Annotated in this window: 13 protein-coding genes; 5 read left to right on the forward strand and 8 right to left on the reverse strand. The window is 61.0% G+C overall.

Features of this window, described 5'->3' with window-relative positions; translation table 11 throughout:
• The first annotated feature begins 1 nt into the window (after position 1).
• Both FFI89_RS06890 and FFI89_RS06895 read left to right on the forward strand, forming a co-directional pair.
• Positions 2–856, forward strand: coding sequence for a fumarylacetoacetate hydrolase family protein (locus tag FFI89_RS06890; protein ID WP_138834099.1), 855 nt, complete (start codon positions 2–4; stop codon positions 854–856).
• Positions 857–871: 15 nt separating this feature from the next.
• On the forward strand, positions 872–1663 hold the full coding sequence (locus tag FFI89_RS06895; RefSeq protein WP_138834101.1) for an ABC transporter permease: 792 nt from the start codon (positions 872–874) through the stop codon (positions 1661–1663).
• A 31-nt stretch (positions 1664–1694) separates the two neighbouring features.
• Here the strand turns inward: FFI89_RS06895 and FFI89_RS06900 are convergent, their stop codons facing one another.
• The 5 genes from FFI89_RS06900 to FFI89_RS06920 all read right to left on the reverse strand — a co-directional run bounded on the left by FFI89_RS06900 (position 1695) and on the right by FFI89_RS06920 (position 6310).
• Positions 1695–3272, reverse strand: coding sequence for an FAD-dependent monooxygenase (locus FFI89_RS06900; protein WP_138834103.1), 1578 nt, complete (start codon positions 3270–3272; stop codon positions 1695–1697).
• Between the two features lie 161 nt (positions 3273–3433).
• Positions 3434–4504 carry an ABC transporter substrate-binding protein gene (locus FFI89_RS06905; protein ID WP_138834105.1) on the reverse strand — a complete coding sequence of 357 codons (1071 nt, stop codon included), beginning with the start codon at positions 4502–4504 and terminating at the stop codon, positions 3434–3436.
• Positions 4501–5286, reverse strand: a complete 786-nt coding sequence (locus FFI89_RS06910) for an ABC transporter ATP-binding protein (RefSeq protein ID WP_246669379.1) — start codon at positions 5284–5286, stop codon at positions 4501–4503. The genes FFI89_RS06905 and FFI89_RS06910 overlap by 4 nt, the downstream gene beginning before the upstream one ends.
• A complete protein-coding gene (locus FFI89_RS06915) occupies positions 5283–5993 on the reverse strand; it encodes an ABC transporter permease (protein ID WP_210249080.1) in 711 nt (236 codons plus the stop codon). The genes FFI89_RS06910 and FFI89_RS06915 overlap by 4 nt, the downstream gene beginning before the upstream one ends.
• Before the next feature lie 128 nt (positions 5994–6121).
• Positions 6122–6310 (reverse strand): DUF2783 domain-containing protein, encoded by a 189-nt coding sequence (locus FFI89_RS06920; protein ID WP_168212809.1) that lies wholly within the window; start codon positions 6308–6310, stop codon positions 6122–6124.
• A 271-nt stretch (positions 6311–6581) separates the two neighbouring features.
• Here FFI89_RS06920 and FFI89_RS06925 point away from each other — a divergent pair, with 271 nt between their 5' ends.
• Both FFI89_RS06925 and FFI89_RS06930 read left to right on the forward strand, forming a co-directional pair.
• On the forward strand, positions 6582–7727 hold the full coding sequence (locus FFI89_RS06925) for an alpha/beta fold hydrolase (RefSeq protein ID WP_138834111.1): 1146 nt from the start codon (positions 6582–6584) through the stop codon (positions 7725–7727).
• A 12-nt stretch (positions 7728–7739) separates the two neighbouring features.
• Positions 7740–9452 carry an FAD-dependent monooxygenase gene (locus tag FFI89_RS06930; protein ID WP_138834113.1) on the forward strand — a complete coding sequence of 571 codons (1713 nt, stop codon included), beginning with the start codon at positions 7740–7742 and terminating at the stop codon, positions 9450–9452.
• Positions 9453–9521: 69 nt separating this feature from the next.
• Here the strand turns inward: FFI89_RS06930 and FFI89_RS06935 are convergent, their stop codons facing one another.
• Entirely contained in the window at positions 9522–10061 is a 540-nt protein-coding gene (locus FFI89_RS06935; RefSeq protein WP_138834115.1) for a TIGR02444 family protein, read from the reverse strand.
• The gene (locus FFI89_RS06940; RefSeq protein ID WP_138834117.1) at positions 10058–10648 is read right to left on the reverse strand and encodes a UbiX family flavin prenyltransferase; all 591 of its coding nucleotides are present in this window, start codon (positions 10646–10648) and stop codon (positions 10058–10060) included. The genes FFI89_RS06935 and FFI89_RS06940 overlap by 4 nt, the downstream gene beginning before the upstream one ends.
• A 424-nt stretch (positions 10649–11072) precedes the next feature.
• Here FFI89_RS06940 and FFI89_RS06945 point away from each other — a divergent pair, with 424 nt between their 5' ends.
• Positions 11073–12566: an aminotransferase class V-fold PLP-dependent enzyme gene (locus FFI89_RS06945; RefSeq protein ID WP_138834119.1), complete on the forward strand. Its 1494-nt coding sequence runs from the start codon at positions 11073–11075 to the stop codon at positions 12564–12566.
• Positions 12567–12892: 326 nt separating this feature from the next.
• On the opposite strand, the gene FFI89_RS06950 is transcribed toward FFI89_RS06945, so the two are convergent.
• On the reverse strand, positions 12893–13528 hold the full coding sequence (locus FFI89_RS06950) for a GntR family transcriptional regulator (RefSeq protein ID WP_138834121.1): 636 nt from the start codon (positions 13526–13528) through the stop codon (positions 12893–12895).
• Positions 13529–13645 lie beyond the last annotated feature (117 nt).

Genomic DNA, 13645 nt, shown 5'->3' on the forward strand with positions numbered 1-13645 from the left:
GATGCGTATCTGCAGATTTGATGGCGACCGGATCGGCGTCGTGAAGGGCGACAAGGTCCACGACGTAACCGATTGCCTCGATCGGCTGCCGCCGTTGCGCTATCCGTACCCGCTGGAAGACCAGCTCATCGTGCACCTCGAAAAGCTGATGCCGCTTTTTGCGGCGAAGGCCGCCGTTGCCCCAGGTCTCGATCTTGCCGAGGTAAAGCTCGAGAACCCGGTTGCCAACGCAAGCAAAGTCATCGGCACGCCGTCCAACTACAAGAAGCACGTCGAAGAGGCCGGCCGCGATCCGATGATCAGCCAGGGACGACCGCGACAGACGCTCAAGGAGGCGGGGTTTTTCCTCAAGGCGAATACCTCGCTGTGCGGAGCCGGAGATTCACTCGTGGTCCACTTCCCGGATCGCCGGACCGATCACGAACTCGAGCTTGCCGCCGTGATCGGCCGCAAGGCTAAGAATATCACCGAGGCCGAAGCCCTGGATTATGTGGCCGGCTATGCGATTGGTCTCGACATGACACTGCGCGGAGGCGAGGACCGAAGCTTGCGCAAGTCGGTCGATACCTACTCGATCGTCGGTCCATGGCTTGTCACCCGCGACGAGATTGCCGACCCGGATAATCTCGACATGACGTTGTGGGTGAACGGCGAGACACGGCAATCCTCGAACACCAGGCACATGATCTATAATGTGGCACAGCAGGTCGCGATCGCCTCGACATTCTATACTTTGCTGCCAGGCGACATTATCATGACCGGCACTCCGGAAGGTGTCGGACCGGTCAAGGCCGGCGAACGCATGCGCGCCAGCATCGAGACGATCGGCTCCATGGAAATTCTGGCGCGCGACTAGTCGAAAGGCGGCGACATGGCTTCCATCGCTAAAGAGGCAAAGCGTCCGCCGCGGCGGGCAACGGCATCGGAATGGCGCGGCATCGTCGTCGTGGTCGCGCTCCTCGTCGTCTGGGAATTGACAGCGCAGTGGATGCAGTCGCTGTTCGTTCCGACCCTGGCGCAGATCGGCCGCGCGGCGGTTCAGCTCTCCGCCAGCGGCGATCTGGCACTGCATGTCGAAGCAACCCTCGGACGCGTCCTCGTCGGATTTATGTTCGGCACCGCGGCGGGGCTGATTGTCGGGCTGCTGCTGGGCGTATCGGTCTGGGTGAAGCGCCTGACCGACTCAGGATTGACGCTGCTGCGCCACATCCCGATCTTCGGCCTCATCCCGTTGGTTACCCTCTGGTTCGGTACCCAGGATCTGGCGAAGATCGTGCTGATCGCCACCGCAGCCTTCTTTCCGACCATGCTGCAGACACAAGAGGGCATCCGCACCGTGCCGGCGAAATACCTGGAATTGGCGGCCGCGCTGACCTTCAGCCGCTGGCAGACCTTCCTGCGCGTTCTGTTGCCGGCGGCATTGCCGTTCATCCTGACAGGCGTGCGGCACGCGATTGCCTTCGCGTGGATATCGGGTGTCGGCGGAGAATTGTTCATGAACACCGGCGCCGGACTGGGCAGTCTCCTCACTGCAGCGCGGATCGAGACCCGGATGGACTATATTCTGCTCGGCATCATGATCGTCGCCGTCATCGGCTATGCGATGACCCGGGGGGCCGTTGCCGTGGAGAACCGCATCATGACCTGGCCCGCGCCGCGCTGAACCGGCGGGGCAGGGCGCGCCGGGTTCGGCGTTACGCCGGGATCATAGGTGCGCTAACGGACGTCAGGCCGCGACAGCGGGCCATGATCGTCTCGGCGTCGGTTACGGCATTGCCGCGCCACGCGATGTGGCCATCCGGCCTGACCAGCACCAGCGCCGCGCCATACAGGCTTGCGATATTCTCATCCGCAATGGCGACGGCGGTCAGCGGCACGCCGTCTCGCTTGGCCACCCGGACCAGGGCTTCGCCGTCCTGGTCCGGGTCGAAGCAGAGCAGCGTGAAGCCGGTGCCGAACAGATCGAGCGTCGAGCGCCCGTCGGCAAGCCACGCATGTGGCGCCCGCATGCCGGGCAGCGCACGGCCCGGGGCCGCCACCGCGTCGTCCGGCTGCACGATCGGCGAATCCGGATAGCCATAGGCCATTTTCTCTTCTTCGCTGATCGAGAAAACGCCGAGGTTGCCGAGCCACCCCTTGGCCGCCGTTGCCGAATTGGCGTCCTGACCGGGAATGTTGCGTAACTGACCGTAAATACGCGTGGCAGTCGCCACGTTGCGCAGCGCGATCGGCCTGCGCTCTGCAGCGTAGGACTCGACGAGATGGGGGCCGCCCCAGCCTTCGATCATGGCGGCAAGCTTCCAGCCGAGGTTGACGGCCTCCTCGATCCCGGTGTGCATTCCCAAACCGCCGGTTGGCGAACATTGATGCGCCGCATCGCCTGCGATCAGCACGCGGCCGCCGCCATATGAATCGGCGACGACATCGCGCCGCTCCCACGGCATGACCGAAAGGGTTTCGTGCGGGAACGCGGCGCCCGCCATCCGGACCAGTGCCGCCTCCGGATCGCGCGCCAGGGCCTCATCGTCGAACACCGTCAGGCGCCACAAATCGCGGCCGTTGATGGGAATCAACTCGGCCCAGCAGCCGCTGGTGTCGATGAACCGATAGAACCGCGCCCAGCCCTTGTCATGGAACGAGCCGAGGGCCTCCGATCGAAAGAAGATGTTCACGCTGTGGGCGACGATACGCAGCTCGCCCAGGTTGATGTCGAGGCGCTCGCGGATGATTCCACCGGGACCATCGCAACCGATCAGGTATCGCCCGGTGACGAACTCGGTCTTATCCGTGGCCATATCGGTCAGCGTCGTCGAGACGCCATCGGCCGTTTCCTCGAATGCATCCAGCCGCACGCCATAACGAAGCTTCACGCTGGCGTATTCGGCGGCTCGCCTGGCGAGGATGGGGTCGAAATATATCTGCGGACAGTGACAACCACCTTCCGGCGTAAAAGCGAGCTTGCGCCCGGCCGCCGTGGACGGCAGCTTGTTGCGCGCGAGTTCGCGGCCACGCAGGCTGTCCAGGTAGACGAAATCCATTGCGTGGCTTTCGGGCCAGACGGCGGTGCGAACTTCTTCTGCAATGCCCCAACGGCGGCAGAATTCCATATTGCGCGAACTCACCGCGCTCATGCGCGGCAGGCTGATCGTGCCGTCGCGCTTCTCCACCAGCATGCAGTCGATGCCGCGCAGGCCGAGCTCGCAGGCAAGGGCCAGTCCGACCGGACCCGCGCCGGAAATGACGACGGAAGTTGTATGGGACATTTGTGCCATGATCGTTCTGCGATGGTTCGTGCGGCTGGAAGAGGCGCGGGTCGGTCAGGTCTCGTTCGTCGAATGACGGCGGCTGTGCCGTAACGCTGCCCAGCTTCGCCAAATCGAGACAGGGCAGCGGTCTTTGGCGGGCAGGGTCTTCGTGAGTCCGGACAATTCCATTACGGGTTTGCAGGCGTGATCGGCTTGCCTTCCTTGTCGGCGGCCGGCCAGTAATTCTCCAGGTCCTGCGATTTCAGCGCCGAGGCGACGAAGCGCGAGTCGATGAAATCATCGATCGCGAAAGGCTTGCGGATCATCTTCTGCTCATGCAGGAAGGTCACGACCTCCGTGTAGTGCGCCCGCGTGAAGGCGTCCACCAGCGGCACCATCTGCTCCCGTAACGGCTCGTTCTCGAATTCCTTGACGAGCATGTCATAGCTGGCACCGGCCGTGACGGACGAGCGCAGGATTTCCTCCCGATTCTCCGGCAACGATGCGTATTTCGCGGCCTTCACGAAGCTGTTGACGAGCTTCTGCGTCGATTCCGGATATTGCTGGGAGAACTTATCCGTCACGAACAGATCGAGCGTGAATTTCCAGCCTAGCGGGAGATTGCGGGTCGACCAGATGACGCGCGCCTGCTTTCTCTCTTCCATGACCGTGGCAAACGGCTCCGGCTGATAGAGGGCGTCGACATTGCCGGTGAGCAGCGCGGCTGCACCGTCGCCCGGGCTCAGATTGAAGATCTGGAAATCGCTCTCCTTCAAATCGTTCGTGGCGAGCAGCCGCGAGAAGGCGAAGTTCCACGGCCGCCCCTTGTTGACGGCGAGGCGCTTGCCCTTCAGATCCTTGATCGAGTTCGCCGTCGAGCCGGCGGGCACCAGCAGATAGGAGTTCATGCCGCGCTTGCCGCCGAGAATGAGCTTGGTCGTCAGATTTCCGGCGCGGCCGATCACCGCGGGGAAATCACCATAATAGGCGAAATCGATCTGCCCGCCCGCAAGGGCTTCGTTGACGCCGGGACCGGCACTTGGCACCGGCACCCAGACGATCTTGGTGGGGCTGCCGGCAAAATCCTTCGCCACGACGCGATCGATATAGGCTGTCGCGGTGCCGAGTTCCGGCTTTCCGGAAGAGCCGACTTGCGATGGCAGGCCAATGCGCAATTCGGCCGGCGGCGTTTCAGCCCGCCCGCTCGACATCACGGAGAGGACTGCCAAAAACGAGAAGCCGAACGTCAATATTCTCATACTTCAAATTCCTCCAGAATTTCGTGGCGCAGCGCTATAAAGTCCGGGCTTTCGCGATTCCGCGGACGGGGAAGATCGATATCGACGATACGTTCGATGCGACCGGGATTTGGCTTCAGAACGACGATGCGGTCGCTCATGAACAGGGCTTCGTCGATGTCATGCGTGATGAAGATCATCGTCACATTCTTGGTCATCCAGATCGTTTGCAACTCGCGCTGCAGGCGCATCCTGGTAAAGTAGTCGAGCGCGCCGAGCGGCTCGTCCAGCAGGACCATCCTGGGGTGATTGACCAGGGCCCGCGCGATCGCCGCCCGCTGTGCCATGCCTCCCGACAGCTGATGCGGAAACGCCTTCTCGAAGCCGCGCAGGCCAACGAGTTCAATATGTTCTTCGATCAGTGCCCGCTGCTTTGCGGCGGGGATCGGCCGGGCTTCAAAAGCCATGGCGATGTTGTCAAAGACATTGAGCCACGGAAACAACCGATGGTCCTGGAAAACGATTCCCCGGTCGAGACTGGGCCCGAGCACCGGCTGGCCATCGATGGAAATCGCTCCTTCGAAGTCGAGATCGAGGCCCGCAATGAGGCGCAGCAGCGTCGACTTGCCGCATCCGCTGGCACCGACGATTGATACGAACTCGCCTTCGCCGACGAAGAAATCGATGTTGTCGAGCACCGGCAGCGCCGCGCCGTTCACTTCATACGTCTTGCCGACGTGACTCACCTGCACGCCGCCACCGTGGCTCCGGGGCGATGGGTCCTGCAACATGGGTCTGTTCATGCGGTCCTCTGCGAATTCCAGCGGGAAAGGCGCCGTTCGATCCGTCGAAGCGAGATATCGAGCACCAGCCCGATCAGGCCGGCCAGTAATACGCCCACCATGACGATGTCGAGCTGAAAAAGCTGACGCCCCCAGTCGATGAGATAGCCGATGCCTTCGCTGGACGCGAAAAGCTCGGCTGCGACCAGGATCAGCCAAGCACGCGACAATGAGACGCGGAGGCCGGTGACGATCGCCGGAAGCGCGGCGGGGAGAATGACGCGGCGGATCAGCATCCACCAGCGCAAGCACAGGGCGGAGGCAACCTCCAGATAGGCTGCCGGTACGTTGCGGGTGCCGTCCAGTGTATTCAATGCCACAGGGAAGAAGGTGGCGACCGCGATCATGACGACCTTGAACGTCTCCTGAATGCCGAAAATCAGCATCAGCAACGGCGCCAGCGCGATGACCGGTATCTGACGCAGCATGTTGAAGATCATGCCGAGATACTGGTTGGCCTTCGGTACCAGACCAAGAAGCAGACCAAAAGCGATGCCGGTAACGGCCCCGCTGATATAGCCCAACGCCAGACGCCTGAGGCTTGCGATCAGATTGGTTGTGATGTCGCCGCTCTGGCAGAGTTCAATGAATGTGAGCACCACCGTCCATGGTGGAACGAGGATCGACGGAGGGAACAGTCCGCTACGGGATGTGAGCTCCCAGGCCACCAGCAGAACCACAAGCGATATGAGCCAATCGAAGCGCGATTTCCGCGCCGGTCGCGTGCGGGCCTTGGTCTGCTGCGGTCGTGCTATCACGAGGCGGGTTGCCTCGGCGGGATAGGATGGAGAGGCTTTCATCGGGCGGGCGCTGTGACGTTCGGCTCGGCGGCTTCGTTGATGAATGCCGTAAGCTGGTCTCGTACCCCGATATGGTTCATCATCAGCAGAACGAGGCGCGACAACACCGCCGGGTAATCATCGCCGGCTGCGGTCAGCTTGTCGGCAAGCAGGGAATAGACATCCTCAAGGTCCTGTCCACTCATTCGATCTGTCATCACACCAACCTCGGAATGGATCAAGCGACCAGGCGGTCTCTCCGCGATGGCCCGAATCCGGGCCATCAGTCACGTTGCAGACGTCCATATCCCGGTAGTAAACATCTTCGCGCAATCAAAGGAAAGGAGAAAAATTGACCATTATGCGGTTACCAAGCGATATCTGCACCTAACTGCCGTTCAAAACGTAGTTTTTCTTTGCATGTGGTTATTTCTTGGAATAGCTTCATTCGCAACGTCGCCGCAGAAGGATTAATCGATGGCTGAACGCGAGTTATTGGCGGTACCGATGACGGCTGCTCCGGGCGGCGCGCTGGATCTCCAGTCCGGCATCGCGCGCATGGCTGGCGTGTTGTGGTGTACGCGCTGGCGGGCCACACCCGGCAAACTCTCGAAAGTCGTCCTGATTTTCGTGCATCCGTCGTCGAGTTTCATGGGGCATTACGCCCTTTCGACGATGGCCGAACTCGGGGTCGATGCCGTCGGGATGTCGACACGTTATATGAACAATGAATCGACGCTGCTTCTCGAAAATTGCGTCCTCGATATCGGCTTCGTGATCCGTCACCTCAAGTCTGAGGGATACGAGCGCGTCGTGCTGGTCGGCAATTCCGGGGGCGGGTCACTGGTGCCTCTTTACCAGAGCGAAGCGGAACATCCGTCCATCACCGCCCCGCCCGGCGGGGGCGCGCCGGATCTGACCAAGGCTAGCCTGCCAACTGCCGATGGTCTCATCCTTCTGATGGCGCACCCCGGACGCAGCATTGTTCTGACGGAAAAACTCGACCCTGCGATTCGGGATGAAGCCGATCCGTTCGATCGCGACCCCGAACTGGACATGTTCGATCCGGCCAACGGGCCGCCCTATTCGGCGGAATTTCTCACCCGCTTCCGCGCGGCGCAGATTGCCCGTAACGAGCGCATCACCGACTGGGCCATCGCCCGGCTTGAGGAGGTGATGAAGCGGACGAATGGCAAGGTGCACGATCTTCCCTTTGTTGTCCACGGCACGGTTGCGGATCCGCGCAACCTCGATCTTTCGCTCGATCCTTCCGACCGCAAGGCGACGACGCACTGGGGCGAGCCCTTTACCGCAAATTTCATCCCGGCTTCGCTGGGGCACTATACGAGTTTGCGTTCGTGGCTGTCGCAATGGAGCAATCGGTGCTCCAACGGTAATGGACCGGCATGCCTGAAGCGGGTGAGCGTGCCGATTCACGTCATCTACGGAACGGCGGACCCCGGCTGCTACCCCAGCTACGCGCAACAGTTTTTCGATGCGATCCCGCATGATCGCAAGAAGCTCACGGCAGTAAAGGGGGGCAATCACTATCTGACGGGCCAGCCGGAGCAGAAGCAGTTCGCGTGTCAGCTCATGGCGGACTGGTCTCGGGCGCTCACTTAGCAGGCTTGTCGCATGGAAACTGTTTTCTCGGAGTACTTCCCCTACACCCATCATCCGGTTCAAATGCCGCCGCTCGCAGCCGGCCGGGAGCCGGGTCGCAAGCCCGTGGTGATTGCGGGTGGCGGACCGACGGGCCTGGCGTTAGCTCTTGGCCTCGCCAGGTTCGGCGTCGCGACCATCGTTCTTGAAGCCGACGATACGGTTTGCTCCGGCAGTCGGGCCGGCGCCTTTACCCGGCGCACGATGGAAATTCTGCAGCGCATCGGAATTGCCGACGAGATGGTGCGCAACAGTTACGGGTGGTCCAGGAGTTGGACATTTTTCCGTGAGCAGGAAGTTTTGCGCACGGATCATCCGATGGATGAACTTCAGAAATATCCTCCGACCATCAGTCAGCTCCAGAACTACATGGAAGACGTCATGGTCAAGCATGCCGAGCGCAGCGGCGGCTTGATCGACATTCGCTGGCAGACCAGTGTGACCGCGGTCAAGCAACTTGGCGATGGTGTCTCTGTCAGCGTTGCGACACCCGACGGCGAGTATGCGATCGAGACCGATTGGCTGGTTGCTTGTGACGGCGGCCACAGCACGGTCCGCAAGTCGCTGGACCTGCGCATGGAAGGCAGTCGCTATTCCGGCCGCTACATCATTATCGACGTCAGGGTCGATACCGGCGACATGCTGCCCGGACGCCGCTTCTGGTTCGACCCTCCGACGCGGCCGGGCGGAACGCTCATCATGTACAAGAAGCCAAACGGCATGTTGCGTTTCGACTACCAGGTCCGCGAAGGCGAGGATGAAAACGAAGAGATCAAGCAGGAGAAGGTCTTCGACTTCGTTGGCCGGCAGCTGAAATGGATGGGGATCAAGGCGCCCTGGGAGCCGGTTTGGCTTTCGCTCTATCGCGTAACCGCGACAACGCTGCCTTCCTATGTGCATGACCGGGTGATTTTCGCAGGCGATGCGGCCCACATCATGCCGATATTCGGCGTTCGGGGTTTCAACTCGGCGATCGAGGATACGCACAATCTTTCCTGGAAGCTTGCCCTGGTCCTCAAGGGGCAGGCGGATGCCTCGCTGCTGAAAAGCTATTCGACCGAACGCGTCGCCGTTGCCCGCCGTAATCATTTCTTTGCGATCCGGCGCGCCGAGTTCTACGCCCCGCCGTCGCGCGGCGCGCGCACCCTGCGCGATGCCGTGTTGAGCCTCGCAGGCAGGCATCCGTGGGCTGCTTCGCTGCTCGACCCGAGATGGCATTCGGCGAGCCAGTTGATGGCGTCTCCGCTGAATTCGGCGACGGATGATCCGAGTTTCAAGAAAGGGCCGATGCCCGGCGACGTGCTGCCGGAATGTCCTGTTGTCAAAGACGCAGATAGCGGCTTTCTGACCGACCTGCTTGGGCCGCACTTTACCTGTATGACCTTCTCAATGGACGGCCGGCCGTCGGGCGCCAGCGAGGAAATCGAAACGTGTTTGCGGGATGCGCTTCCGATCAGGTTCCTTCACGTCGCTGTCGGTGACCCGGGCCAGGGCGCCGTTCACGATCCGTCGGGACGTCTGCCGAGCCTGTTCGATGCACGGCCCGGCACAACCTATCTGGTTCGGCCTGACGGCCATGTCCAGGCGAGGTGGCGCGAGTTGCTGCCCGAGCAGATTATTGCGCTGCTAAAGAAGACTTTGGCTCGTGCCGATAGCCCGGCGGCGACGGCGGAATTAGCCTCGTAACGAGGCTTTGGGCCTTTGCCCCGAAGGTCGAATGACCCCGGCGAGCCGCTGATGTCTGCGATTTGCCGGTTAGGTCGCGTCCTGGACCGCCGCGTCGGCGATCACCTCGATCGAAGGCAGCAAGCTCGAAATATCCGTGCTGCCGCGCTTCTGGAGCGCGAACTCCACCATGCTGCGCAGAACGGAACGGATTTCCTCACGGTCCACTTTTTCGTGCTTCGCCGGGCGGAGCGGCAAACACTCCGCCATCAGCCGGTTTTGCAGGCGTTCGGCCGCCAGTTCGGCAAGCTTGATCTTGGACCTGAATTGCTCTGTTTCGCTGGTGGGCGCCGGCGGAGGACCGGTCTTCAATCCCTTGCGAACCGCGCGGAGTGGCTGAATGATCTGCTCGCGCCAGGGGCTGCAGGCATGGTCCAGCTCGCGGATGTCGGAAGCTGTGAGCAGGATCCGGTGCCTGGTGGCGACGAAAGCCGACATCAGCAGCATCATGACGTCAACGCCGGCGGCCTCCTGAAGGTTTAGGCAAGCATCGGCGACCCCGGGTTGGGCGTAGATATGAAGGGCAAATGCCCAGCTGTCGGCCTCGAGGTCTGGTCGAGACTCAGTCATGAAGCGTCTTTGGTTCCGTTCAGGCCGCTCCAGCGGTGGACGACCGCCGTTTCGATGTCGAACAGATCGAGCACCCGGCCAAGCGTGTGGTCGACCATCTGCTCCAGACTTTCCGGACGCGCATAGAACGCCGGTACCGGCGGATAGACGATTGCGCCCATTTCCGCCGCCGCCGTCATCGAGCGCAAATGGCCGAGATGGAGCGGGGCTTCACGGACCATCAGGACCAGGCGCCGCCTTTCCTTGAGGACGACGTCGGCTGCGCGTGTCACCAGCGACGACGTCACGCCTGAGGCGATCTCGGAAAGGCTTCGCATCGAACACGGCGCTACCACCATGCCGAGCGTCTTGAACGATCCGCTGGAAATGGAGGCGCCGATATTGTCGACCTGATGAACGACGTCGGCCAGGGCCAGCACGTCCGTGACGTTGGTTTTGAGCTCCTGCGTCAGCGTAATCCTGGCCGATCGGCTCATGACGAGATGCGTTTCGATGTCGGTTGAACGCAGGAGCTGCAGCAGCCTTACGCCGTAGATGGCGCCGGAGGCACCCGTGATTCCGACGATCAATCGACGCGGTGAATTCATTGCAAAACATCCAATGCTGGTTGCCTGGTTCGAGTGCCGCCTCTCTCAGGCATCGAAAATTCGATGCCGAGCCCGATTCCGGCGGCCAGGACAAACGCTGTTGGTGGGACGGCGGGTGATCTTTGACCTGTCGCAAAGATAACACAAGTTGCCGGGCTTTCCATAGAATAAAAAATGCTACACTGTAGATATTTGCACATTTATATGCCATGTATAAATACATTCACGCAATAGTTTGCTAATAATGAGGCGTAATTGGAAATTTCTGGTGGATTTAGCCTTCAGGAATTTGGTAATGTCCGTGCTGAAATTGCGACGGTAAAGGCGAAACGAATGCGGGCGATTGGGAGCGGCATGAGCTGGGAAAGTACTGCGGTGGATTGCCGGCGCATCGGCCGTTGCGGAAACGTGCGGGGGAATTGAAATGGGCCCGGTGAATCGGCATCTATCGCGAGCGGCTGATTTGTTCGCGCGCTTCAAAGACGATCTCGTGCGCGATGACCGCCTCGAATACCTCGCGGCGGAATTGATCGGCAACGATGCGGAGATCCATGGGCCGTTCGGGCCAAGGCCGCTCGTTTACGCGGACTACGTGGCATCCGGCCGGGCCATCTCGGCCATTGAACGATTTGTCCTAGAGAAGGTGCTCCCCTTCTACGCCAACAGCCACACCGAGGCCTCCTACTGCGGCGGGTTCATGACCGGGCTGCGCATCGCCGCCCGCAATCTGATCGGCCGCTGTTGTGGGGCAGACGAGAGCTGTGCCGTCATCTTCACGGGCGCGGGCGCAACGGCGGGATTGAATAGGCTTGTCAACCTGTTTGGCGTCGAGGCCTCGTTGTCAAACGGTGTCACCCCGCGCGTTGTGACCGGCCCTTACGAACATCATTCAAATATACTGCCCTGGCGAGAAAGCGGCGCGGAAGTTGTCGCGATTGCCGAGGCGGCGTTCGGCGGTCCGGATCTCGACCAGCTCGATGCGGCCATCGCAGCGGCCAACGGACGACTGGTGATATGCGCATTGTCTGCGGCGTCGAACGTCACGGGCATTGTTTCGGACGTCGCCGCCATTACCAGGAGGGTGAAGCGCGCCGGCGCGAAAGTGGTCTGGGACTATGCCGGCGGCGGACCGTATCTGCCGATTTCGATGCAGCCTGCCGCGGATGCCCCCATCGATGCCATCGTGCTTTCGCCGCATAAATTCATCGGCGGTCCCGCCGCGTCCGGCATTCTGATCGTTCGTCGAGATTCGGTTGTGACAACGAAGCCGACCTGGCCCGGCGGCGGCACCGTAAAATTCGTGTCTCCGACCGAACACGATTACAGCGACAGCCTGGAGACGCGCGAGGAAGGCGGGACGCCCAACGTCATTGGAGACATTCGTGCCGCTCTCGCCTTTCTTTTGAAGGAAGCAATCGGGCAAGATCTTATCCGCGACCGCAACGCGGCGCTGAGCGCCAAAGTGCTATCCGCATGGAGCGATATCGAGCGCATCGAGCTTCTCGGAAACATGCAGGCGCAACGTCTTCCGATTTTCTCGCTGCGCGTCAGGGACGGAAAGGGCGACTACGTTCATCCGCAGCTCGTCACGCGCATGCTGAGCGACAGGTTTGGCATTCAGGCGCGCGGCGGCTGCGCTTGCGCGGGTCCGTACGTTCATCATCTTCTCAACATCAATGACGCGGAATCGCGCGAAATACGGAACGCCATTACCGAAGGTAACGAAATCCGGAAGCCCGGCTTTACGCGCCTTAACTTCAGCGTCCTTCTTTCGAACGAGAAGGTCGACTACATCGTGGACTCCGTAGCGCAACTTGCGCGCGACGCCACGGAATTCCAGAACCACTACGACGTGGATAAGAGCCGGGCCATTTTCTATCCCAAGGCCGCGCATGTGGTCAACAGCGCCGCCTCGTAGTCCGACGTGGCGCGCCGGACGACGGGTTGAATGCTTATCCCGTTGGGGGGCTATTCGATCGCGGTGCATCTGGATGCCGCATCGCCAGGACGCCAGGACGCCGGCCGGTCTCTCCGTGAGCCAATGGTGGAGGCGCGAGTTTGCACCTTGTGCGGAGTTCGCTTCACGGCGCTCCCTCGTTGCGACCGAAGGCTCCTCGAGGCGTGAAAGAGCCCGATCAAGAGGACCACCGGCAGCGCCGGAGAGAAGTGTCAGCAGGGATTGGTACTCCAGGTCGACGCCGTGGATAAGCAGCGCCGCAACAACAAGGCAGGCCCATCCGGCAATCAGGTTGGGAACCGGAGAATTGCCGAACAGGCGCGGATATGACCTTTGTGCTGTTCAGAAAGATGGCCGCTCGCCTCCACGTCGCCGGCGAGAATTGAATCCACGATTGGTTGGTGCTGATCGATTATGGTCGAAATTTTAGAGATCAGCGCGTCGCTTGAGCGGATATACATCCTGATCTGCTGTTTGATTAGGGCGTATTGGGAGCCAAGCCGCCTGTGATCGGACATCTGGATGATTGTCTTGTGTAGGGCAAAGTCGGCCTCGGCGATCCGGGGGGGCGAGCCCCGCTTGCATTCCTTGGCCAGACCGTCGAACGCCCATTTCAGTCGCAAAGACTTGGACGAGTTGATTGATCCGGCGACGAATTGAGCGGCCAGCCGCTCGACAGCCGACCTTAGCGTGTAGAGCTCCCATACATCCCGGGACGACAGCGAGAGAACGGTCCAGCCGGTGTAGGGCACCAGGTTCAGCAACCCTTCCTTGGCAAGTTGGTGCAACGCGGTCCGAATGATGGCGCGCGACAGGTTCAGTTGTTGGGAGATCTGAATTTCCGTGATGCGGGCGCCTGCGGTAATTGTCCCGTTGACAATGGAATCGCGCAGCGCGTCGGTTACCTGTGCTTCGACCGGCATCTTAACGACCGGGGGATTGTCAGTCGGCCCATAGCTATCTCCTGGAAACGGTGGCTGCCGCTGCCTCAATGTCTCGCTATCTCCACGCGAGTGATTTCCACATTACTGAGGAGCGCG

The organism is Bradyrhizobium sp. KBS0727, assembly GCF_005937885.2.
Classification (GTDB): Bacteria; Pseudomonadota; Alphaproteobacteria; order Rhizobiales; family Xanthobacteraceae; genus Bradyrhizobium.